This is a genomic window from Paraburkholderia sp. EG304 (genome assembly GCF_046543485.1).
GTDB classification, from domain to species: Bacteria; Pseudomonadota; Gammaproteobacteria; order Burkholderiales; family Burkholderiaceae; genus Paraburkholderia; species Paraburkholderia youngii.
Genome location: NZ_JBKGUA010000056.1, coordinates 1 through 22,752, shown reverse-complemented (window position 1 = coordinate 22,752; position 22,752 = coordinate 1). Strand labels below are relative to the sequence as shown.

General features: G+C 62.2%; 21 protein-coding genes. 10 read left to right on the top strand and 11 right to left on the bottom strand.

Annotation, left to right across the window (positions count from 1 at the left end):
- Positions 1-88: 88 nt before the first annotated feature.
- From ACLFKU_RS36265 to araH, 3 genes are all read left to right on the top strand, one after another.
- Positions 89-1,093 carry an arabinose ABC transporter substrate-binding protein gene (locus ACLFKU_RS36265; RefSeq protein ID WP_368584828.1) on the top strand — a complete coding sequence of 335 codons (1,005 nt, stop codon included), beginning with the start codon at positions 89-91 and terminating at the stop codon, positions 1,091-1,093.
- Between the two features lie 93 nt (positions 1,094-1,186).
- On the top strand, positions 1,187-2,746 hold the full coding sequence (gene araG, locus ACLFKU_RS36260) for an L-arabinose ABC transporter ATP-binding protein AraG (protein ID WP_368584827.1): 1,560 nt from the start codon (positions 1,187-1,189) through the stop codon (positions 2,744-2,746).
- 73 nt (positions 2,747-2,819) lie between these two features.
- Positions 2,820-3,824: an L-arabinose ABC transporter permease AraH gene (gene araH, locus ACLFKU_RS36255; protein ID WP_368584826.1), complete on the top strand. Its 1,005-nt coding sequence runs from the start codon at positions 2,820-2,822 to the stop codon at positions 3,822-3,824.
- A gap of 255 nt (positions 3,825-4,079) precedes the next feature.
- On the opposite strand, the gene sap1 is transcribed toward araH, so the two are convergent.
- Positions 4,080-4,418 (bottom strand): surface attachment protein Sap1, encoded by a 339-nt coding sequence (sap1, locus tag ACLFKU_RS36250; RefSeq protein WP_013091020.1) that lies wholly within the window; start codon positions 4,416-4,418, stop codon positions 4,080-4,082.
- Positions 4,419-4,911: 493 nt separating this feature from the next.
- Between sap1 and ACLFKU_RS36245 the strand changes: the two genes are divergently transcribed.
- Positions 4,912-5,091, top strand: a complete 180-nt coding sequence (locus ACLFKU_RS36245) for a hypothetical protein (RefSeq protein WP_176109876.1) — start codon at positions 4,912-4,914, stop codon at positions 5,089-5,091.
- 200 nt (positions 5,092-5,291) lie between these two features.
- Here ACLFKU_RS36245 and ACLFKU_RS36240 read toward each other — a convergent pair whose 3' ends face one another.
- Together ACLFKU_RS36240 and ACLFKU_RS36235 are read right to left on the bottom strand one after the other, a co-directional pair.
- On the bottom strand, positions 5,292-5,717 hold the full coding sequence (locus ACLFKU_RS36240; RefSeq protein WP_368584825.1) for an HIT family protein: 426 nt from the start codon (positions 5,715-5,717) through the stop codon (positions 5,292-5,294).
- Between the two features lie 103 nt (positions 5,718-5,820).
- Complete coding sequence (locus ACLFKU_RS36235) at positions 5,821-6,756, bottom strand: GlxA family transcriptional regulator (RefSeq protein WP_410852364.1); 936 nt, start codon at positions 6,754-6,756, stop codon at positions 5,821-5,823.
- A gap of 176 nt (positions 6,757-6,932) precedes the next feature.
- Between ACLFKU_RS36235 and ACLFKU_RS36230 the strand changes: the two genes are divergently transcribed.
- The gene (locus ACLFKU_RS36230; RefSeq protein ID WP_410852363.1) at positions 6,933-7,772 is read left to right on the top strand and encodes an SDR family NAD(P)-dependent oxidoreductase; all 840 of its coding nucleotides are present in this window, start codon (positions 6,933-6,935) and stop codon (positions 7,770-7,772) included.
- 31 nt (positions 7,773-7,803) lie between these two features.
- Here ACLFKU_RS36230 and ACLFKU_RS36225 read toward each other — a convergent pair whose 3' ends face one another.
- Positions 7,804-8,919 carry a diguanylate cyclase gene (locus ACLFKU_RS36225; RefSeq protein ID WP_410852362.1) on the bottom strand — a complete coding sequence of 372 codons (1,116 nt, stop codon included), beginning with the start codon at positions 8,917-8,919 and terminating at the stop codon, positions 7,804-7,806.
- A 273-nt stretch (positions 8,920-9,192) separates the two neighbouring features.
- Between ACLFKU_RS36225 and ACLFKU_RS36220 the strand changes: the two genes are divergently transcribed.
- A complete protein-coding gene (locus tag ACLFKU_RS36220) occupies positions 9,193-9,522 on the top strand; it encodes a hypothetical protein (RefSeq protein WP_013091026.1) in 330 nt (109 codons plus the stop codon).
- 97 nt (positions 9,523-9,619) lie between these two features.
- On the opposite strand, the gene ACLFKU_RS36215 is transcribed toward ACLFKU_RS36220, so the two are convergent.
- From ACLFKU_RS36215 to mnmE, 3 genes are all read right to left on the bottom strand, one after another.
- On the bottom strand, positions 9,620-9,781 hold the full coding sequence (locus ACLFKU_RS36215) for a hypothetical protein (RefSeq protein ID WP_176109870.1): 162 nt from the start codon (positions 9,779-9,781) through the stop codon (positions 9,620-9,622).
- A gap of 245 nt (positions 9,782-10,026) precedes the next feature.
- Positions 10,027-11,217, bottom strand: a complete 1,191-nt coding sequence (locus ACLFKU_RS36210) for a tyrosine-type recombinase/integrase (protein ID WP_410852361.1) — start codon at positions 11,215-11,217, stop codon at positions 10,027-10,029.
- Positions 11,218-11,404: 187 nt separating this feature from the next.
- Positions 11,405-12,799, bottom strand: a complete 1,395-nt coding sequence (mnmE, locus tag ACLFKU_RS36205) for a tRNA uridine-5-carboxymethylaminomethyl(34) synthesis GTPase MnmE (protein WP_410852360.1) — start codon at positions 12,797-12,799, stop codon at positions 11,405-11,407.
- A 346-nt stretch (positions 12,800-13,145) separates the two neighbouring features.
- On the opposite strand from mnmE, the gene ACLFKU_RS36200 reads away from it, so the two are divergent.
- Positions 13,146-13,553: an XRE family transcriptional regulator gene (locus ACLFKU_RS36200; protein ID WP_368584819.1), complete on the top strand. Its 408-nt coding sequence runs from the start codon at positions 13,146-13,148 to the stop codon at positions 13,551-13,553.
- A 140-nt stretch (positions 13,554-13,693) separates the two neighbouring features.
- On the opposite strand, the gene yidC is transcribed toward ACLFKU_RS36200, so the two are convergent.
- The 4 genes from yidC to rpmH all read right to left on the bottom strand — a co-directional run bounded on the left by yidC (position 13,694) and on the right by rpmH (position 16,359).
- On the bottom strand, positions 13,694-15,352 hold the full coding sequence (gene yidC, locus ACLFKU_RS36195) for a membrane protein insertase YidC (RefSeq protein ID WP_410852359.1): 1,659 nt from the start codon (positions 15,350-15,352) through the stop codon (positions 13,694-13,696).
- A 30-nt stretch (positions 15,353-15,382) separates the two neighbouring features.
- A complete protein-coding gene (gene yidD / locus ACLFKU_RS36190; protein ID WP_013091032.1) occupies positions 15,383-15,613 on the bottom strand; it encodes a membrane protein insertion efficiency factor YidD in 231 nt (76 codons plus the stop codon).
- Positions 15,614-15,725: 112 nt separating this feature from the next.
- Positions 15,726-16,205, bottom strand: coding sequence for a ribonuclease P protein component (locus ACLFKU_RS36185; RefSeq protein WP_410852358.1), 480 nt, complete (start codon positions 16,203-16,205; stop codon positions 15,726-15,728).
- 19 nt (positions 16,206-16,224) lie between these two features.
- Complete coding sequence (gene rpmH, locus ACLFKU_RS36180) at positions 16,225-16,359, bottom strand: 50S ribosomal protein L34 (RefSeq protein ID WP_004198824.1); 135 nt, start codon at positions 16,357-16,359, stop codon at positions 16,225-16,227.
- 383 nt (positions 16,360-16,742) lie between these two features.
- Between rpmH and dnaA the strand changes: the two genes are divergently transcribed.
- The 3 genes from dnaA (at position 16,743) to gyrB (ending at position 22,527) form a co-directional block, all read left to right on the top strand.
- A complete protein-coding gene (gene dnaA, locus ACLFKU_RS36175; protein ID WP_368584817.1) occupies positions 16,743-18,341 on the top strand; it encodes a chromosomal replication initiator protein DnaA in 1,599 nt (532 codons plus the stop codon).
- 496 nt (positions 18,342-18,837) lie between these two features.
- Positions 18,838-19,941, top strand: a complete 1,104-nt coding sequence (dnaN, locus tag ACLFKU_RS36170) for a DNA polymerase III subunit beta (RefSeq protein ID WP_410852357.1) — start codon at positions 18,838-18,840, stop codon at positions 19,939-19,941.
- 114 nt (positions 19,942-20,055) lie between these two features.
- The gene (gene gyrB, locus ACLFKU_RS36165; RefSeq protein WP_410852356.1) at positions 20,056-22,527 is read left to right on the top strand and encodes a DNA topoisomerase (ATP-hydrolyzing) subunit B; all 2,472 of its coding nucleotides are present in this window, start codon (positions 20,056-20,058) and stop codon (positions 22,525-22,527) included.
- The last annotated feature ends 225 nt before the right edge of the window (positions 22,528-22,752 follow it).

Here is a 22,752-nt window from a genome sequence, read left to right as displayed (position 1 = left end):
AGATCCGCGCGTCGGCTGACGCCGCCCGCGTTACCCCGCTGCAACTACCACGACATCAATGCAGCTTTTCAACCTCAGGAGACAGTAGATGACCAGCAAGCTTCGCCGTTTGACTCTGACCGCGATGGCCGCCGCCGCCCTCGCCGCCCCGTTTGCCGCGCAACTGTCCGCGCATGCGGATGAGCCGCTCAAAGTCGGCTTCCTCGTGAAGATGCCGGAACAGGCGTGGTTCATCAACGAACAGAAAGCCGCGACCGCTCTCGGCCAGAAGGACGGATTCTCGGTCGTCAACATCGGTACGCCCGACGGCGAAAAAGTGCTGGCCGCGATCGACAACCTCGGCGCGCAAGGCGCGAAGGGCTTCGTGATCTGCGCGCCCGACGTGCGTCTCGGACCGGCGATTCAGGCACGCGCGAAGCGCTACAACATGAAGTTCGTGACCGTCGACGACCAACTGGTCGATTCGACCGGCAAGCCGCTTGCGAACGTGCCGCACCTCGGCATGTCGGCGTTCAAGATCGGCAATCAGGTCGGCACGGCGATCTCCGAGGAAATGAAGCGCCGCGGCTGGAAGCCAGAGGAAGTCGGCGCGCTGCGCATCACCGACTACGAACTGCCGACCGCGAAGCTGCGCACCGACGGTGCGACCCAGTCGCTGCTCGCCGGCGGCTTCAAGAAGGAAAACATCTTCGACGCGCCGCAGAAAACCACCGACGACGAAGGCGGCTTCAACGCGGTGTCGCCGGTGCTCGCGCAGCATCCGAACATCAAGAAGTGGGTGATCTTCGCGCTCAATGAAGAGAGCGTGCTCGGCGGCGTGCGCGCGACCGAACAGCTGCACATTCCGGGCACGGACGTGATCGGCGTCGGCATCAACGGCGCGGGCGAGGCGTTCGCCGAATTCCAGAAGAAGGAACCGACGGGCTTCTACGGCACGATCGCGGTCAGCTCGACGAACCACGGCAAGGAGAGCACCGAAAACCTCGTCGAATGGATCAAGGACGGCAAGCAGCCGCCCGCCGATACGCAGACTACCGGCAAGCTGATGGTCCGTAGCAACTGGCAGGACGTGCGCAAGGAACTGGGTATTTAAGCGAAGTTCTCGCAGCAGACGGCGGGCCGCATCGCGCGTTGCGTTTAGCGTGAGCGTGGCCCGCTCTGGTTCCATCCGTTCGAGGTTTTTCCGATGACGTCCTTATTCACCGGGTCTCATGCCGGCGACGCGGCGCTTGCGCCCTCGCCTGCAACGACGCCCGCATCCGACGCCCCCTATCTCCAGCTCGACGGCATCACCGTGCGTTTTCCGGGCGTGCTCGCGCTCGACCAGGTGTCGCTCGAAGTGCGCCGCGGCGAGGTGCACGGCCTGATGGGCGAAAACGGCGCCGGCAAGTCGACGCTGCTCAAGGTGCTGTCCGGCGTCAATCATCCCGAGTCGGGCACGCTGTCGCTCGACGGCGTCGAGCAGCAGTTCGCGACGACCAAGGCGGCGATCGCCGCGGGCATCGCGATCATCTACCAGGAATTGCATCTGGTGCCGGAGCTGACCGTCGCCGAGAACCTGATGCTCGGCGCGCTGCCGAATCGCTTCGGGGTTCTGGACGAAAAGGCCCTGGTCGCCCGCGCGATGCGCGAGCTTGAACGGCTCGGCGAAAAGCTCGATCCGTCGCAGCAGGTCAAGCATCTGTCGATCGGTCAGCGGCAGATGATCGAAATCGGCAAGGCGCTGATGCGCGACGCGCGCGTGATCGCGTTCGACGAACCGACCAGCTCGCTGTCGTCGCGCGAAACCACGCAACTGTTCCGCATCATCCGCGCGCTGAAGGCCGAAGGCCGCGCGATCATCTACGTCACGCACCGGATGGAGGAAGTCTACGAGCTGTGCGATCGCGTCACCGTGTTTCGCGACGGCCGCCGCATCGACACCTTCGAGGCCGGCGCGGGACTCGATCGCGATCGGCTGATCAGCTGCATGGTGGGCCGCTCGATCACCGATGTGTACGGCTATCGCGCGCGCGAGCACGGCGACGTGCAGCTTCAGGTCGACGGCCTGATGGGGCCGGGCCTGCGCGAACCGGCGTCGTTTTCGGCACGCAAGGGCGAAATCGTCGGCTTTTTTGGGCTGGTCGGTGCGGGCCGCTCCGAACTGATGAAGCTGATCTACGGCGCGGTCAAGCCCAGCGCCGGCGGGGTCGCGCTGAAGGGCAAGCGCGTGCAGTTCGCCACGCCGCGCGACGCGGTGCGCGCCGGTGTCGCGCTGTGTCCGGAGGATCGCAAGCAGGAAGGCATCGTGTCGATCGCGTCGGTGTCGGACAACCTGAACATCAGCTGCCGCCGCCACTTCAGCCGCTTTAACGTGCTCAACGGCCGCAAGGAAGCGCAGACCACGCGCGACTACATCGGCAAGCTCGCGATCAAGACCCGCAACGGCGACACGCCGATCGGCACGCTGTCCGGCGGCAATCAGCAGAAGGTGATCCTGTCGCGCTGGCTCGCCGAAGAGATCGACGTGTTCCTGATGGACGAGCCGACGCGCGGCATCGACGTCGGGGCGCGCAGCGAGATTTACGGGCTGTTGTATGGACTCGCCGAGGCGGGCCGCACGGTCATCGTCGTGTCGAGCGATCTCGCCGAAGTGATCGGCGTGACCGATCGCGTGATCGTGATGAAGGAAGGCCGCATCGTCGGCGATCTGCCGAAGGCGCAAGCCACGCCGGATGCGCTGATCAAGCTGGCGTTGCCCCGCTGATCCGCCAACGGCTCTCGCCACCAGACCTCTTATCGAATACCGCAACGAAACGGCATTGAATGGAACACACATCATGAGCATACCTTCCACCGATTCCTCGACCCCCGCCGTCGCCTCCGCCGGTTTGACCGCGCGGGCCGCACGCACCTGGGACCTGATCAACAAATCCGGCATCGTGATGGTGTTCATCATCCTGTTCGCGGTGCTGTCGTTCACGGTCCCTGGCTTTCTGAGCTCGCGCAATATCCAGGGCCTGCTGCTGTCGGTCACGCTGATCGGCTCGATCTCCGTCACGATGATGTTCGTGCTCGCGCTCGGCGAGGTGGACTTGTCGGTGGCGTCGATCGTCGCGTTTTCGGGCGTGGTGGCTTCCGTGCTGATCACCGCCACGCATAGCGTGTTCATCGGAGTCGCGGCCGGCGTGCTTGCGGGCGGCGCGGTCGGGCTCGTCAACGGCACGCTGGTCGCGCGCTACAAGATCAACTCGCTGATCGTCACGCTCGCGATGATGGAGGTCGTGCGCGGCCTCGCCTACATCACGTCGAACGGCGACGCGGTGATGATCTCCGAGGAGCGCTTTTTCGATCTCGGCGGCGGCTCGTTCCTCGGCATTTCTTATCCGATCTGGAGCAACATCATCGGCTTCGTGCTGTTCGGCTTCCTGCTGAAAAAGACCGTCTTCGGCAAGAACGTGCTGGCCGTCGGCGGCAATAGCGAAGCGGCCGTGCTCGCGGGGCTGCCCGTCACGCGGATCAAGATCACCGTATTCGTGCTGCAAGGTCTCGTGACCGGCTTCGCGGGCGTGATGCTCGCGTCGCGCATGAGCCTCGGCGATCCGAAGACGTCGGTCGGGCTCGAACTCGGCGTCATTTCGGCTTGCGTGCTCGGCGGCGTGTCGCTGACGGGCGGTGTCGCGACGATCTCCGGCGTGCTGGTCGGCGTGCTGATCATGGGTTCGGTACAGGACGCGATGAGCCTGCTCAACGTGCCGACGTTCTATCAGTACCTGATCCGCGGTGGCATCCTGCTGCTCGCGGTGCTGTTCGACCAGTTCCGCCGCAGCAAGCGCGTGCACTGACGCGCCGCTGCACCAGGCCGGTTTCCTGCGCTTTGCGAGAAGGCGTACTGCCGATGCGGGTCGATAAAACCCGCATCGGCTTTTTTTAATGCACGTGAAGTCCGGCCTGCATGAAAAGCAATAAAAAAAACGGCTTGGCATCTGAATGCCCAAGCCGTCCTTTTTTAGCTCACGCGTTCACGCCTGCGACTTTAAAGCCGCAGTGGAGACGCATGCGACCGTATTCCGGCTTTTGCCGGAGTACCGGTGTTGTACTTATTGCTTGATAAATCGGTCGTTGGCCCAGAGCCCCTCGGTGTCGCTATTGGCTGCATTCACGAACTCGACGTCGTGGCCGACCACGCGCACCACGCGGAAACTCGAGTCCGTCGGTGTCGATACGCATTGATATCCGGAGAAGAATTCCTGCATCTGCTGTTGCTCTCCAGCTTGCGCATGGTGATCGACGGCATCGAGCTTGTCCTTCGATACGCAGCCATACGCATTGGCCTTGAACTGGATCGTTTGCTGCGGCTTGATCACGACGTCTTGCGCCTGAACGCTAGCGGCAGCCAAACCCGCGATGGCGAAAACAACGGCAATTCGAGTTTTCATTTATTCCTCCGGGGCGGGTCGAAAAAATACTCGGTTAGCTATGTATTTAACTTTAACGGTGGACCAACAGCTTGCACTGTAGGAGAACCTATAAGAACGACAAGCACATCTTGTGTGCGGTCGCAACAGTGGCTAATTGTCGCACCCGCTGTCACGGCTGATTAGAGCGTGCGCAGACGCCTGATCAAATGACAATGAAACGAATCACTAAAAATCCAACTCGCTCAGCGCTTTAGCTGGTAAAGCTTTGCGCCCGCATTCGCGTAAACGCGTAGCGCCAATTAAGCGCTCTAATACAATTTAATCAACGAGTTTGTGCGTCGCACACAAAGTCATTCGGCGGGCAAAAGCCGCTAAGTGCAATAACGTGGCAGGTGCAGAAAACAAATGGTGCCAGCCGTCTCTCGCGCGCTTTCGTGAAGGGCCTGCAACGGCTTGCGTGTATAGGCGCTGCTCTACAATTGAAACAAATCTCCCGCACCTGGAGGCTATCGTGAACGAGCACGTAATACTCGGGATTTTTCTGGTCGTTCCGCTGCTGATCGTGATGTTTCTTTTTTCCGACGAACTGTGGCAGGAGCATCGCGACCTGCACGACGGGCGGCCGTTGTCACCGCGTCCCCGTCGCATCGACTGGCGGCATCCACTGCGCCGTTCTCGCGATCGGCTCTGAGATTGCGCGCGGACCATAAAGAAAAAAGCCTGCCACAAGGGCAGGCTGAAAAAAGAGATCCACACTCAATGCCTTGAACACAAGGCAATAGCAGTCTAGTCGCGACTCACCAGTCGGTGGTTTCAACGGTTTTTACAGTTGTTACCGCACGTGACCGTCACGCCTGGCGCGGCAATGTGTGCGGGCCCGCGCGTCGCGCTTCAATGGGCGCGCCAGTGCGCGCGAATCCGTTTGGCGAGCGCTTCAAGTGTGTCGGCGTCGGCGACCTCGCGCGCATGCAGCTTCAGCGGCTGGCCTTCCCAGCGCGGAATCACATGGAAATGCACATGCGGCACCGTCTGTCCCGCCGCCGCACCGTTGAACTGGCCGATGAACACGCCGTCAGGACGCAGTGCCGCGCGCACCGCAATCGCGAGCTTTTGCGCCATGCGCGCCGACGCGACGAGCGCCTCATCCGACAGATCGAAAATCTCCGCGACCGCTTCCTTCGGCACGACGAGCAGATGACCGTCGGCTTGCGGCATCAAGTCCATGAAAGCCAGCGCCTGGTCGTTTTCGGCCACCTTGATGCACGGTAGTTCGCCGCGCAAGATTTTGGCGAACGGGTTGCTGTCGTTGTAGCTCATCGCGTTTCCTTTCGTTTGGTCTGGTTTCGATTCATGGGTCGAGCGGGACGCTGCTGTTTCGCGCAGTTTCGCATCGCGGGCTTCCTATTTTCTACCCGAATGCTCACGGCACGCGTGCGGCGCGCCGGATTGCTTGAGGCGGCTGGCCGAACGCGCGCAAAAACGCGCGCCGCATGCGCTCGGGGTCGATGAAGCCAGTGTCGGCTGCGACCGTTTCGATCGAATGACGGCCGGTTTCGAGCATCGTGCGGGCCGCTTCGACGCGCAGCGCCTCGATTGCACGAGCCGGCGACTGGCGCGTCTCGTCGCGAAACGCGCGGCTGAACTGGCGCGGGCTCAGATGCGCGACCTCGGCGAGCTGCTCGACGCTCAGCGGCTCGCGCAAATGACTCTTCGCATACGACAGCGCGTTCTGGATCCGATCCGACTTCGGTTCGAGATCCAGCATCGCCGAGTACTGCGATTGCCCGCCGGTGCGGCGGTGATAGACGACGAGCTTTTTCGCGATCGCGCGCGACACTGAGACGCCGAGGTCGTTCTCGACCAGCGCGAGGCACAGATCGATGCACGCGGTCATGCCGGCCGACGTCCACACCGAGCCGTCGACGATGAAGATGCGGTCCTCGTCGACCCGCGCGCGCGGAAAGCGCCGCTGCAGATCGCGGGCATGCGCCCAGTGTGTGGTCGCGTGGCGGCCGTCCAGGATGCCCGCTTCGGCAAGCACGAACGCGCCGGTGCAGATGCTCGCGGTGCGGCGAGAGGCGGCGAGGGCGTCGTTCAGAAACGCGAGCAGCCCCGGCGACGACGGCGCGATCTGCATCGCGCCGGTGACGATCACCGTGTCGTAGGCGGGATCGCCGAACGGCCGGGTCGCGACCTCGACCCCCGCCGAACTGCGCACCATGCCGCCGTGCTCGGAGATCACCGTGACGTCGTACGCGGGCTCGTCGGTGTCCTGATTGGCGAGTTCGAAAATCGATACCGCGATCATGTCGAGGATCTGGAAGCCCGGAAACACCACTACGCCGATGCGCTTCATTTTGCGATGTCCTGAAACGAGGGAAATACGACATTTGAGACAAAACGGTACGCGCCTAAACTCAGCTCGTCAACACCGCCGCATCAGCGCGAAGGCCGCGAGAGGGCGAGTTCACGGATGTTCCCATTCACCAGTCAGGGCGGTCGCATCGTGCGCAGCCCGCAAGGAGAGTTTCAATGGCAACACAGGCAGAGAAGGGCGTACAACGCGATTCGAACGAAGGCAAGGGCACGGCGGTGATCACTGGCGCATCGTCGGGCATCGGTGCGGTCTATGCGGACCGGCTCGCACGACGCGGCTACGATCTGCTGCTGATTGCGCGCGACGGCGCGCGCCTCAGCAGCGTCGCCGAGCGGCTGACGAAGGAGACCGGCCGGCGCGTGAGCACCGTCAGCGCCGATCTGACCGACAAGGCCGACGTGCGCCGCATCGAGAATCAGTTGCGCGCCGAGCGCGGCATCACGATGCTGGTCAACAACGCGGGCGTCGGCGCGACCGCAACGCTGCTCGACTCCGACATCGATGAACTCGAGAAGATGATCGATCTGAACGTGACTTCGCTCACGCGCCTGACGGCGGCCGTGTTGCCGGGTTTCATAGCGCGTGGCGCGGGCACGGTGATCAATATCTCGTCGATCGTCGCGCTTTCGCCGGAATTGCTGAACGGCACCTATAGCGGCACCAAGGCGTACGTGCTGAATCTCACGCAGTCGCTGCATCACGAGGTGGGCGGCAAGGGCGTGCGGTTGCAGGCGGTGCTGCCGGGCGCGACGAGCACCGCGTTCTGGGATCGCGCAGGTCTCGCGGTCGAGAACCTGCCTGCGCAGATCGTAATGAGCGCCGAGGACATGGTCGACGCGGCGCTCGCCGGTCTCGACGAGGGCGAGCTGGTGACGATCCCGTCGTTGCCCGATGCCGCCGACTGGGAGCGTCTGAACAACGCGCGCTTGCATCTGCAGCCGAATCTGTCGCACAGCGCGCCGGCCGAGCGCTATACGCGCGCCGTGACGGCGTGAAATAGAGGGTAGGGGAAGGGCGGCGCCCGACTCAGCCGCTCACCGCCACCTGATTCTTGCCGTCGTGTTTCGCGCGATGCAGGCCGACACCGGCGGCCTCGATCAGCGACGTGACCGGCTCGGCCGCCGACGGCACCACCATCGCCGCGCCGATGCTGATCGTGACGACGCCCTCTGCCGAGCCCGCATGGGTGATCGCGAGATCTTCGACCGCAATGCGAATTTTTTCCGCGAGCAGGCGCAAGCCGCCCGCCGACGTGCCCGGCACGACCACCGCGAACTCCTCGCCGCCGAAGCGGGCGGCGAGATCCGGTGAATGGCCGAGGCACGCCTCGATCGTATGCGCGACGCTCTTCAGCGCTTCGTCGCCGGCGACGTGCCCGTAGGTGTCGTTATAGGCCTTGAAGTGATCGACATCGATGATCAGGAGGCCGAGGCCGGTCTTGTCGCGCGCGCCGCGGCGCCATTCGTCGGCCAGATGCTGGTCCAGGTAGCGGCGGTTCGACAGGCCGGTCAGACCGTCCGAATGCGTGCGCCGCTGCAATTCCAGCTTCGTCGCCAGCAGTTGCTGCTGTGACTGCCGCAGCGCGCGGTACGCCTCGTCGCGTTGCAGCACGTTCAGATAAGAGCGCGAGTGATAGCGGATGCGCGCGATCAGCTCGATGCGATCCGGCAGCTTCACGAGGTAATCATTCGAGCCGGCCGCGAACGCCGCGCTTTTGACGAGCGGCTCTTCCCTGGTCGACAGCGCGATGATCGGGATGTCGCGCGTGGCCGGGTTCAACCGATATTGCCGGACCAGCGTCAGACCGTCGGCGCCCGGCATCGCGAGATCTTGCAGGATCACCGTCGCGCGCTTGTCTTCGGCGCAGCGCACCGCGTCTTCCCATGACGCGCAGTAATGAAAGTCGACGCCCGGTTCGTCGGCGAGCGCCTCGCGCACCCCGTCGGCGATGACCGCCTGGTCATCGACCAGCAGAACCATGATCGGGCACTCGGCCGCCGGCGGGTCGGCGAGGATGCGCGCGAACGAGTCGTCGATGGCGAGATTGGGCGGACCCTCCGTGACGAGCGCGTGTGCCTGCGTCTGTGCTTCGTCTGCGGGATGCAGCGTTGCGACGTTCTGGGGCAGTTTAGAGGTGTCCATGTAGTTCAGCCCGAATGAAGGTCAGGAAAGGCCGGTCAGGTTGCGCAGAGGCGGGGCGCTCCTTGAGCAGTGCCATTGGTCAGATAATAGTCGGCGCCCGAAACAAGACCAGCGCGGCAATCGTCCGCGCTGTCGCCGCGCGATCCCATGCGCAGGCGGAAGCATCCGACGTTATGCGCCTGTTACAGAGTTAATGTCCCGTTACCAACTGCAGCATCTATTTCCGCCCGCGCCAGCGACAATTCGTCCATGCCTGAACGGCGGGAGCTCAATATGAAAAAGATCGCAGTGGCGTTGGTAATGGCGGGTAGTTTGACGGTCGCGGGCCAGGCGTCCGCGCACGGACACGGCGGCGACGTGGTGGGTGCGCTGATCGGCGGCGCGGTGCTGGGTGCGGTGGTCAGTTCGGTGTTGACGCCGGCGCCGGTGGTCGCGTATCCGCAGCCGGTTTATGCCGAGCCCGCGTATCAGCCGGCGCCGGCCTACGTGGCACCGCCGCCCGGATATTGCTATGACCAGTATCAGCGCGCCTATGTTGCGTGCGGCGCACCGCCGCCCGGACAGTACGGCTACGCACAGCCGCAACCCGAGCCGCAGTGGTGAACGCGGCATGGCTCTGATGCGCGGATGATCCAGCCTGGCAACGCGCAGACAAAAAGGCCGTCGCTCGATGCGACGGCCTTTTCCATTGAGGCACGCCTTAGTGCTTGTGATGCAGCCACTCCGCGTAATGAGTGTCGAGCCAGCGCTCGAGCTTGGGCGGTTTGGACGGGTCGCGGTGACGCGACATCATCCAGATGGCAAAGCCGACCACCAGCATGACGGCAGGCCCCATCAGATAGGCGAGCATTGATTCAGGCATCGAAACCTCCGTATCTGCTTGCATCCATCTCTCAGTGTAGGCGACGGAAGCGGGGAAAGAACGATGATGTGAGACGGTCACGAAGAGCGGATAAAGGCGCATTTTCGCGCGCTTTAGAAACCTTATTTTTTAATGATTTTCCCTTGCTTGACTAGCTTTGGGACAAGGTCGAATCGGCCTGTGTACCATCCCGATTCCGCCATGGCAGCAAGCGTCAGATCACGCCAAAACCCATGACGATGCCGTCAAGCCGTGCCGTTCGCAGTCTGCCGTGCGACTTCCATCTGGCTATCGACAAAGTCCGCCCAACTCTGAAGCATGCGACTGTCCCGCGCTGCTTCATCGGTTGCTTCACGATTCGTGATGTCGCGTGCCGCGGCCGATTGCTGCTCCATGTCACGCAGATGCGTCGACGCTGTGCGACGAAAGTCGTGCAGCACGAAATGCTCCACATCGAGCCCCAATGCCTTGACCGCCTGGTTCAGCGTGCTTTTCGCGATCGGCCGATCGTCGCCCCTGACGCTCGGGAACACGAACGTCTCGCTGGTGCGCGCGCGCTGCAGCTCGCGCAAAAGCGCAACCGCCTGACGCGGCAGACGTAGGATGCGGTCCTCGCGCGCGTTCAGGCGGGCAGCGGGGATCGTCCATAGCGCGTTGTCGAGATCGAACTCCGCCCATGTCGATTCGACGAGGTCCGATTTGCGCGCCATCGTCAGCACCAGCAGGTGCAGCGCTAGCTTCAGCGGGCGGCGGATATTCGACGTGTCGATGGTGCGCAGCATGACACCGATCTCGGCGCCGGACAGCACGCGGGTGCGGCTGTCGAAGGTCGCGATCGAGCGCGCCGGCACCACTTCGGCGGGGTTGCGGGTCGCGAGCTGACGCGCGATCAGGTATGCATACAGGCGCTTCACGACGTTGCGCGTGTGCAGCGCCATTTTCGGCGCGCCGCGGCTTTTGATGCGCTCGCAGATCGCGACGATGTCGTCGGCGGTGACCGCGCCGATCGGCTTGTTGCCGAGCGCGGGAAGCACGTCCTTGTCGAGCGCGCGCCGCGTGGTACGGCGATATTCGTCGGACTTGCCGGCCAGCGCCGTCGAGACATAAAGCTCCGCCGCTTCGCGCAGCACGTCGGCCTTGCTCTCGGCACCTCGATCGCGCCGCGCGGTCGCCACCGGCGAGATGCCCTGCGCGACGAGTGCCGCGTACCTCTGGGCCTTCGCGCGCGCGACGCGCAGCGAAATCATCCGGTAGTCGCCGATCGTCGCGAGCGGCTGACGCTTGCCGTTCAACGTATAGCGGAAGCGCCAGACCTTGGTGCCGGTCGTCATGACTTCGATCACGAGACCGTTGCCGTCGGCGACGCAGTAGCGGGTCGCGCGCGGTTCGAGCGCGCGGATCTCGGATTCGGTGAGCGGAGTGGCGAGGCGGGGCATGCTTTCGGAACGCTGTACGTCGTTTAGGTTCGGACAGCCGAGATTTTAAAACTTTTTCCCCGGCTGTGTACCAAAAATTTGCCGGGTTTTTGGTCGACAGAGTGCGTTTTCGATTGCGTGACAGCAGCGGCTTTTCGACCGCGGACGTTATATCAGAACGGAACAGCGCTGGCGAGCGTGTTAGGCGTTACTTGCCGATACAGAATCGGCTGAAAATCACTCCGAGAAGATCGTCCGAACTGAACTCACCCGTGATCGAATTCAACTGATCTTGCGCGAGCCGCAACTCCTCGGCGAACAGATCGAGCGCCTGCGCGTTCTGCTCCGCATGCGCGGCGGCGGTTGCCAGATGTTCGTCGGCCGCACGCAATGCAATCAGATGCCGCTCGCGCGCGAGATAGACGCTCTCCGCGCCCGCCTGCCAGCCGGCAATCCGCAGCAGTTCGTCGCGCAAAAATGAGACACCGTCCCCCTTCTTCGCCGACAGCCGCACCTCGCTGAGTTCGAGATCGGCGTCGAGCGCCTGCGTCGCGGGCGCGAGCCCGGTCAGATCGGTCTTGTTCAGCACGCGCACGACCGGCACGCCGCGCGGAAAGCGTGCGGCGATCGTTTCGTCGTCGGTCGTCATGCCGGCGCGCGCGTCGAGCAGATGCAGCACCACGTCCGCGCGCTCGATCTCGCCCCACGTGCGCTCGATGCCGATCTTCTCGACCTCGTCCTCGGTGTCGCGCAGGCCGGCCGTATCGATCACGTGGAGCGGGATGCCTTCGATCTGGATCGTCTGCGCGACCTTGTCGCGGGTCGTGCCGGCGATCGGCGTGACGATCGCGAGTTCGGCACCAGCGAGCGCATTCAGCAGCGACGATTTGCCGACGTTCGGCTGCCCAGCCAGCACGACCGACAGACCCTCGCGCAACAACGCCCCTTGGCGCGCCTCACTCAGCACATGCGCGAGACGTTCGCGAATGCGCGCGAGCTTGCCGCGCGCGTCTGCGGCTTCGAGGAAGTCGATTTCCTCTTCCGGGAAGTCGAGCGTTGCTTCGACCAGCATCCGCAGCGTGATCACTTCTTCGACCAGCGCGTGGATGTCGCGCGAGAACGCGCCGTCGAGCGAGCGGCCGGCCGAACGCGCGGCGGCCTCGGTGCTCGCCTCGATCAGATCGGCGACGGCTTCGGCCTGCGCGAGGTCGAGCTTGTCGTTCAGAAACGCGCGGCGCGTGAATTCGCCGGGCTCGGCGAGCCGCAGACCGAACGCGCGGCCGGCGTCGATGCAGCGCTGCAGGACCAATTGCAGCACGACCGGGCCGCCATGGCCCTGCAGTTCGAGCACGTGCTCGCCGGTGTACGAATGCGGCGCCGGAAAGTACAGCGCGATGCCGCGATCGAGCGGATTGCCGTTCGCGTCGAGAAATGGCACGTAGCTCGCGTGACGCGCCTCGAGCATCTGGCCGGTGAGCGCCTGCATCAATGGCTGGGCCGCCGCCGCGCCGGCGCGGCCGAACGAAATCCGCACGACGCCGATACCTCCCCGGCCGGGCGCGGTAGCAATGGCAACGATGGGATCGGAGTCGGTCGTGAGCATGTGAAGTCGGCGAAACGGGAGGGGAAGGGCAGGGCCGCGTTGGTCGAGTCGGCGCGAGGCATTGTAACGCGCGCGCTACGGACGAAAGGGTGCATTCCTATCGTGTAAACATCTCGGATTTATCCCAAGTAAGCTAGGATTATTATCGCGCTACTTAAGAATAATTGAGACTTGGCAGCACCTGCAGTTCAGGCAAAGCCAAGCCAGGCAATAAAGAGATGAAAAAAATCGAATTCGCGCAACGCTTTATCGGGCGCACGCTGCAAGCTAAAACTATCTCAAATAAGAGAAAACAAAGCTTGGTCGGTTGTCAACGGGTTGAACGCTGAATTGCACAATCTGGCCCATGCCGACCGACAAAGAAAAAGCCGCCTTCGCCAAGAGGCTGAAGGATCTGCTCGAGCCGCTGAAAATTCGCGGCGGGACCAAACTCGCCGAGCAGTTCAATCTTCGCTATCACGGCGAGCGTCCCGTGACACCTCAGACCGCGCACAAATGGCTGACGGGTACGACGATTCCGAAGCCGGACAAGTTGCGCACGCTCGCCGAATGGTTGAACGTCAACGAGCATTGGCTCCATTACGGACCGCCGCCCGGCGCCAGCGCACGACCGATGGCACGTGGCGAAAAATATCCGCCGACACCGGAAACGATCGAACTCGCTTCGAAGATCGCATCGTTGACCCCGAAGGATCGGAATCTGGTCGAGGAAATGATCGTGCGTTTTTACGGCGAAGATTCCGACGAGGAGTGAACGTCGAAACGTAGGCGCAGCCGCCGCCCGTCGCATTTTCTTCGACCGCATCATGAAAAAAGCCGCCCGGTTCGCACCGGGCGGCTTTTCGTTTTCGCTTTGCGTCACGGCGGCCATGCGGAGCGCCGTGGGACGGAATATCAGGCCGGCTTCGCCTTCGAGGTGCCCATCATCCGCGTGATGTAGTACTGCTGCGCGATCGACAGCACGTTGTTCACGACGTAGTACAGCACGAGACCCGCGGGGAAGAAGAAAAACATCACCGAGAACGCGATCGGCATGAACATCATCATCTTGGCCTGAACCGGATCCGGCGGCGTCGGGTTCAACTTGGTCTGCAGGAACATCGATACGGCCATCAGCACCGGCAGGATGAAATACGGGTCCTGCTGCGACAGATCCTGAATCCACCAGATCCACGGCGCGCCGCGCATTTCCACCGACGACAGCAGCACCCAGTACAGCGAGATGAACACCGGAATCTGGATCACGACCGGCAGACAGCCGCCGAACGGATTGACCTTCTCGGTCTTGTACAGCTCCATCAGCGCCGCGTTCATCTTCTGCGGATCGCCCTTGAAGCGCTCGCGCAGCGCCTGCATGCGCGGCGTGATCGCCTTCATGCGCGCCATCGACTTGTAGCTTGCGGCCGACAGTGGGAAGAACACCGCCTTGATCAGCAGCGTGAGCAGCACGATCGACCAGCCCCAGTTGCCGACATAGCTGTGAATCTTCGACAGCAGCCAGAACAGTGGCTTCGCGATGATCGTGACCCAGCCATAGTCCTTCACCAGATCGAGGCCCGGCGCGATGCCCGCGAGCATCTGCTCTTCTTCCGGACCGGCGAACAGACGCGCGGACACGCTGACGGTCTGGCCCGGCTGGATGGTCGGCATCGCCTGCTTCATGCCGACGCGATACAGCGACGGATCGATTTTCTCGGCGTAGAAGTCACGCTTCACGCCTTCTTGCGGAATCCAGGCCGACGCGAAGTAGTGCTGGACCATCGCGACCCAGCCGTCGTTGGCCGACGCCGCGAAGTTCTGCTTGTTCTTGTCGAGATCACTGAACGTCATCTTCTGGAAATGATGCTCGTCCGTGTAGACAGCCGGTCCGATGAACGTGTGCGAGAAGCGCGGCGTTTCGACTGGCTGATCGTCGCGAACGAGCTCCATATAGACCTGCGGCGTCACCGGCGTGGTGCCGAGGTTCTGAACTTTCGTCTCGACGCCGATCACGTAGCTGCCGCGTGTGAACGTATACGTCTTGATGACCCGAAGGCCGCCCTTTTCCGGCGACTCGAAGCTCATCTGGAACGAGTTCTGACCGTCAGCCAGGTGGGTAGGCTGATTCGGCATCAGCGTGAAGACGTCGTTGTGATTCGGGAAGTCACCGCCGAGCAGGCCGGTGCGCGCCAGATACGTGTGGCTGTTCGTCTTGTCGAACAGTGTGATCACGAGATCCGGCTGCTTGCCGTCGCCCTGCTTGATGAGCGACAGGCGCGACAATGTGCCGCCGCGGGTGTCGATTTCGCCGGTGTAGACGTCTGTGCCGAACTTCACGAGTTGCGATTGCTCGGCCGCCGGCGCGTTGCCGGGAGCGGCCGCGTTAGTGGCCGGCAGATCGGCCGGCTGGGTGCCCGGCGTCGTTGTGCCCGGCGCGGCAGTGCCGGCGGTCTGGGTCGGCGTCGTGCTCGGGAAGAACATCGACGGGCGTCCGTGGTCGCGTTGCCAGTTGTCGAACAGCATGACAGCTGACATAAAAAAGATGACCCATAGGACGGTGCGTTTGATATCCATGCGTTGTCTCAGTGTCGATGGAACGGCGCGTCAGCGCTTTTCAGAAGTGGGTGGCGGGACGAGATCGATGCCGCCCGCGGAAAACGGATGGCAGCGGCAAACACGCCTCACGGCGAGATAAGTCCCGCGCGCGGCGCCATGATACTGGATTGCCTCGCGCGCGTAATCAGAGCAGGAAGGGTAAAAACGGCACCGGTTGCCGAGCATGGGGCTGACGGCAAGCTTGTAAAAACGCAATAAAGCGAGAAGTACCGTTTGCATGGCAGGTGCGGCCGTACGGCGCCGCGCAACGTGAAGTACCGGGCGACGCCCGCGCCCTGAAGCTGCCGGCGCAATGCCCGTTGCGGCGACCGCTGTGCGGGCGGTCACTGCGTCATTCCGTCCTGGGCGCCTCCGCGGGCGGCACCTGACGACGGGTAATTTCGCGCGCTGCCTTGTCGAGCAACGCCTCGATTTCGCTGCGGCACAGCGCCTTCAACGGCGGCGATGACGCGCTCGGCAAAGCTTTTTTGTCGAAACGCGTGTGTAGACGCAGCAGCACATCCCAACCGCCGAATTCCGCGCGACGCAGCCGGAAGGCTTCACGCGCGATCCGACGCACCAGATTCCGCGTAGCCGCGCGCGGCGCGTACTTCTTGCCGATGACGAGGCCAAGACGCGCCTCGTTGCCGGTGGGCCGCCCGTACACGACGAAGTGCGCGGTACGGCGCCACGGCCGCAAACGAAAAACGGATGAAAATTCATCCGTTTTTAGCAGCCTTGCGGCTTTGGGGAAGGCGGCTTGCGCTCGCAACGGAACCGAGCCCGGTTGCTGCGCCCCGGCCGCTCCCGCTTCGCCGCGGGCTTCGGTCACAGCGCGCAATCCGCTTGCCTTAGATCGCGAGGCGCTTGCGGCCCTTCGCGCGACGTGCGTTGATGACCTTGCGGCCGCCAGCGGTCTTCATGCGAACGCGAAAGCCGTGGGTGCGCTTGCGACGGGTAACGGAAGGTTGGTAAGTACGTTTCATGTTGCTCTCACTTGATCGAAAAAAACCGCGCGATCATCGCTGAAAGCGCAATGGCCGGTGGTTTACTGGAATTGGTTTTCGCGGAACCCGCTATTTAAACTGGTTTTCCGTTGGCCGTCAATAGTTTAGCCCGCATCTGACGCAGCCGGGGTTTGCCGGGCGAGCTGATCGGTCCCTGTGGATAACTCACTTCCGGGTCCGTTTTGGCGTTAGAATCTCGCCTTACTTCCCAAAAATGTTGCACGTCGCTCCGGCACGCTCGTCCCGCAGACCCTTGTGGCACAGGCGCCTGGGGCCGTTACGCCTGGCTGCTTAGGGCCTTGTTGCGGGCGCGCGACAGGGGCAGCGGCGACCGCCGTGCACACCATAACGATAGCAACTTGATGAACGAATTCTGGCAACACTGTTCCGCATTGCTGGAGCGTGAGCTTACGCCCCAGCAGTACGTGACGTGGATCAAACCCTTGGCCCCGGTCGCCTTCGACGCCGATGCGAACACGTTGAGCATTGCCGCGCCGAACCGCTTCAAGCTCGACTGGGTCAAGAGCCAGTTCTCCGGCCGCATCGCGGATATGGCCCGCGATTTCTGGCACGCGCCGGTGGACGTGCAATTCGTACTGGATCCGAAGGCTGGTATGCGCGGCCCGGCGGCCGCAGCGCCGGCTCCGTCGTCTGCGCGCCCGGCTTCGACCGCGCCGCAAGGCGGTAATGCCGGCGGCGTCGCAGCCATGGATGCCGCTGTGGGCGCGGTGCAGGCAGCGCATGGCGCGCGCGCGAATCCCGCAGCCGCGGCAGCGGCGCTCGCCGCGCAAAACGCGAATCCGCGCAGCGCCGCCGAAGATGCCGCCGACCTCGATCTGCCGAGCCTTGACGCGAACGAGGCCGCCGCTGGGCGCCGCACGTGGCGTCCGGGCCAAGGCGCGGGTGCGGCGGCAACCAGCGAAAGCGACTCGATGTACGAGCGCTCGAAGCTGAACCCCGTCCTGACCTTCGACAACTTCGTGACCGGTAAGGCGAATCAGCTCGCCCGCGCCGCGGCGATTCAGGTCGCCGACAACCCCGGTATCTCGTATAACCCGCTGTTCCTGTACGGTGGCGTGGGCCTCGGCAAGACCCACCTGATCCACGCGATCGGCAACCAGTTGCTGATGGACAAACCCGGCGCGCGAATTCGCTATATCCACGCGGAACAGTACGTGTCCGATGTCGTGAAGGCGTACCAGCGCAAGGCGTTCGACGACTTCAAGCGCTACTACCACTCGCTCGACCTGCTGCTGATCGACGATATTCAGTTCTTTTCGGGTAAATCGCGCACACAAGAGGAATTCTTCTACGCGTTCGAGGCGCTGGTCGCAAACAAGGCGCAGGTGATCATCACGAGCGATACATATCCGAAGGAAATCTCGGGTATCGACGATCGCCTGATCTCGCGCTTCGACTCCGGTCTGACGGTGGCGATCGAGCCGCCCGAACTCGAAATGCGCGTCGCGATTCTGATGCGCAAGGCGCAATCGGAGTTCGTGAGCCTGAACGAGGACGTGGCGTTCTTCGTCGCGAAGCATCTGCGCTCGAACGTGCGTGAGCTCGAGGGCGCGCTGCGCAAGATCCTCGCGTATTCGAAGTTCCACGGCCGCGAAATCACGATCGAACTGACCAAGGAAGCTCTGAAAGACCTGCTGACGGTGCAGAACCGGCAGATTTCGGTGGAAAACATCCAGAAGACGGTCGCCGACTTTTACAGCATCAAGGTCGCGGACATGTATTCGAAGAAGCGTCCGGCGAACATCGCGCGGCCGCGTCAGATCGCGATGTACCTGGCCAAGGAACTGACGCAGAAGAGCCTGCCCGAAATTGGCGAGCTGTTCGGCGGGCGCGACCACACGACGGTGCTGCACGCTGTGCGCAAGATCGCCGACGAGCGCAGCAAGGACGCGCAGTTGAACCACGAACTGCACGTGCTGGAACAGACGCTGAAGGGCTAAACGGGCCGGCCGCACGCGACAGTGAAAAGGGCGTGGGCGGCGGGAAGCGCTGTGTGCGCTGTGAAATAGAGAAATGGGCAGGGGACCAACAACCCGGCGGCGCAGCCGGGTCCTGACGCGAAATGGCAAGGGACGCGACAGCAAGCGAGCAGAAGCGGCGCAAAAACGTGGCGAACCCCCGATGAATTTGCGGTGCAACCGGCCCGAAGTGTCGGAAAAACTCGCCCGCAAACCAGAAGCACCGGGCAGCGGCATGAAAAACCGTCGGCGATCCGGATCACGCCTTGCAAAATCGACCTGTTTATTCCCGAACTCGCCCCCATTTTAGTGAGGCGGTCCCGTTTTCAGGCACAATACAGGTTTAACCGCCCGGCGGCGACGGGCGGATTTCACGCCGTGTCGGGCGCTTTTCAGGGCGCCGGCGGGGAGCCGTGGCTGCACGCTGAAAAGCTTGTCCCGTAAGGCGTGCAGGCCGTTATATCAACGAAGGAACCCTATGCAACTGGTCAAGACCGAACGCGACAACCTCCTCAGGCCGCTGCAAACCGTGAGCGGCATCGTCGAACGCCGCCATACGTTGCCGATCCTCGCCAATTTGCTGATCACCAAGAACGGTCCTGACGTGTCGTTCCTGTCGACCGACCTCGAGTTGCAGATCACCACGCGCGCCGATTTCGGCGTGGGCGGCGAGTCGGTCGCGACCACGGTGGCGGCGCGCAAGCTCCTCGACATTCTGCGCGCGATGCCCGACGGCCAGGTCACGCTGACGCTGAATGACAAGCGCCTGACAGTGCAATCCGGCAAGAGCCGTTTTGCGCTGCAAACGCTCGCCGCGGACGAATTCCCGACCGTCGCTCAGGCTAAAGACTACGGCGCGAGCCTCGTGGTTCCGCAAAAGACGTTCCGCCAGCTGCTCGGCATGGTCCATTTCTCGATGGCCCAGCAGGACATCCGTTACTACCTGAACGGCATGCTGCTGGTGGTGGACGGCGATCAGCTGATGGCGGTCGCGACCGACGGCCACCGTCTCGCGTTCTCGTCGATGAAAATCGAGGGCTCGTTCGCGCGCCAGGAAGTGATCATTCCGCGCAAGACAATTCTCGAACTGCAGCGCCTGCTCGAAGACATCGACGACACGCTGAACATCGACATCGCGCAGACGCAGGTCAAGTTCACGTTCGGCCAGGTCGAACTCGTGTCGAAGCTCGTGGAAGGCAAGTTCCCCGACTTCCAGCGCGTGATTCCGAAGTCGCACAAGAACAAATTCCTGATCGGTCGTGAAGAACTGCAGCGCTCGCTGCAACGCGCGGCGATTCTGACGTCGGATAAGTTCAAGGGCGTGCGCTGCATCGTCGAGCCGGGCCAGTTGAAGATCATGTCGACCAACGCCGATCAGGAAGAGGCGCAGGAAGAACTGGAAATCGCATACGACGGCGACAGCGTCGATATCGGGTTCAACGTCACGTATCTGCTCGACGTGCTCGCGAACCTGAAGGTCGACATGTTGCAGGTGAGCCTGGGTGATGCCAGCTCCAGCGCGTTGATCACGATTCCCGAGAACGACGAATTCAAGTACGTGGTGATGCCGATGCGCATCTGACGCGTCCAACATCAAGAAGAACACCAAGGGGCGCAGCGCCCCTTTGGTGTTTTTATGGCGTTTTGAAAAGTCCAGAGCAGCAACCTCGCAGTAACGCAGAACCGGAAAAAATCCATGACTGACATGAACAATACGCAGCCCGATAACAGCTACGGCGCCTCGTCCATCCAGATCCTCGAAGGTCTGGAAGCCGTGCGCAAGCGGCCTGGAATGTACATCGGGGATACATCGGATGGCACCGGTCTGCACCACCTCGTGTTCGAAGTGCTCGACAACTCCATCGACGAAGCGCTCGCCGGGCATTGCAACGACATCCAGGTGATCATCCACGCGGACAACTCGATTTCGATCACCGACAACGGCCGCGGCGTGCCGACCGGCCTGAAGATGGACGACAAGCACGATCCGAAGCGCAGCGCCGCTGAAATCGTGATGACCGAGCTGCACGCCGGCGGCAAGTTCGACCAGAACAGCTACAAGGTGTCGGGCGGCCTGCACGGCGTCGGCGTGTCGTGCGTGAACGCGCTGTCGGCGTGGCTGCGCCTCACGGTGCGCCGTGACGGCAAGAAGCACTTCATGGAGTTCCACCGTGGCGTGCCGCAGAATCGCGTGCTCGAAGAAACCGACGGTGTGGTCACGTCGCCGATGCAGGTGATCGGCGAGACCGAAAACCGCGGTACCGAAGTGCATTTCATGGCCGATGAGACGATTTTCGGCAACGTCGAATATCACTACGACATTCTCGCTAAGCGGATTCGCGAACTGTCGTTCCTCAATAACGGCGTGCGGATTCGCTTGCTGGATCAGCGCTCGGGCAAGGAAGAAGATTTTGCGTTCGTTGGCGGCGTGAAGGGCTTTGTCGAGTACATCAACAAGAACAAGTCCGTGCTGCACCCGAATATCTTCCACATCATGGGCGAGAAGGATGGTGTGGGCGTCGAAGTGGCGATGCAGTGGAACGACAGCTACAACGAAAACGTGCTGTGCTTCACGAACAACATTCCGCAGCGCGACGGCGGCACGCACCTTACCGGTTTGCGTGCGGCGATGACGCGTGTGCTGAACAAGTACATCGCCGATCATGAAGTCGCGAAGAAGGCGAAGGTCGAAACGTCGGGCGACGACATGCGTGAAGGGCTGTCGTGCGTGCTGTCGGTGAAGGTGCCGGAGCCGAAGTTCAGCTCGCAGACGAAGGACAAGCTGGTGTCGTCGGAAGTGCGCGCGCCGGTGGAAGAAGTGGTCGCGAAGGCGCTCGAGGAATTCCTGCTCGAGACGCCGGGCGACGCGAAGATCATCTGCGGCAAGATCGTCGATGCGGCGCGTGCGCGCGATGCCGCGCGCAAGGCGCGTGAGATGACGCGTCGTAAGGGCGTGCTCGATGGCGTTGGTTTGCCTGGGAAGCTCGCGGATTGTCAGGAGAAGGATCCGGCGAAGTCGGAGATTTATATCGTCGAGGGTGACTCGGCGGGTGGGTCGGCGAAGCAGGGCCGGGATCGGAAGTTCCAGGCTATCTTGCCGTTGCGCGGTAAGGTGCTGAACGTCGAGAAGGCGCGTTACGACAAGCTGCTGTCTTCCGAGCAGATCGTTACGCTGATTACCGCGCTTGGGTGCGGGATCGGCAAGGAAGACTACAACCTCGACAAGCTGCGTTATCACCGCATCATCATCATGACCGATGCTGACGTGGACGGTGCGCACATCCGGACGCTGTTGCTGACGTTCTTCTATCGGCAGATGCCGGAGATGATCGAGCGCGGGTATATCTATATCGCACAGCCGCCGCTGTACAAGATCAAGGCAGGGAAGGACGAGCGGTATCTGAAGGATGAGTCGGAAGTTAATGCGCATATTCTTCGCCTTGCGTTGCAGGGGTCGGAGTTGGTCGCTTCCGAAGGTGCGACTCCGATTACCGGGGATGCGCTCGGTGAGTTGGCTCGGTCTTATCTGTTGGCGCAGGCGGTGGTCGATCGTTTGAGCCGTCTGTACGACGCTGGCGCGCTCGAGGCGGTGATGGATGGCGTCGCTGTCGATCTCTCCAGCGAGCAGGCGGCCGAGGCTTCGGCTCGCGCGCTCGAAGCGAAGCTGCGGGATGACGCGCTGAAGCCTGATGTGACAGTGACCACGATGTATGACCCTGTGCGGGAACTGCGCTCGCTGCGCGTCGCGCGGACGCATCATGGGAATCAGAAGATTTCCGTGATCGATGAAGAGTTTCAGTTGACCGCGGATTATCAGCAGCTTGTTAATACCGCCAATACGTTCAAGGGATTGATTGGGGCTGGCGCTGTGATCAAGCGTGGGGAGCGGAGCATGGCTGTCACCGACTTCAAGAGTGCGATGAAGTGGTTGCTTGCTGATGCTGAGCGGAATATGTCCAAGCAGCGCTATAAAGGCCTCGGTGAGATGAATCCTGAGCAGCTTTGGGAGACGACTATGGATCCGCAAGTGCGGCGTCTTCTGAGGGTGCAGATTGAGGATGCTATTGCTGCTGATGGCATCTTTACTACGCTGATGGGGGATGATGTGGAGCCGCGTCGGGCTTTCATTGAGTCTAATGCGCTTAGGGCGGGGAATATTGATGTTTGAAGGTTGGTCTAGATAGCCGCATAACCTCAGAAGAACGGGCTCATAAGTTGAGAAACTTATGGGCCCGTTTTCATTAGCAGGTCATCCGTTGTTACTCCAGAGCCTGTCAGAAATTTTGTGTTCAAGGCATAACATGTACCCAAAGGAGCATGTATGCCAAGCAAACCAAAAGCAGGGTCTGCGCCCCCGCCTGAGCTGCCCGCGATTCCAGAGGAGCTCATCGAT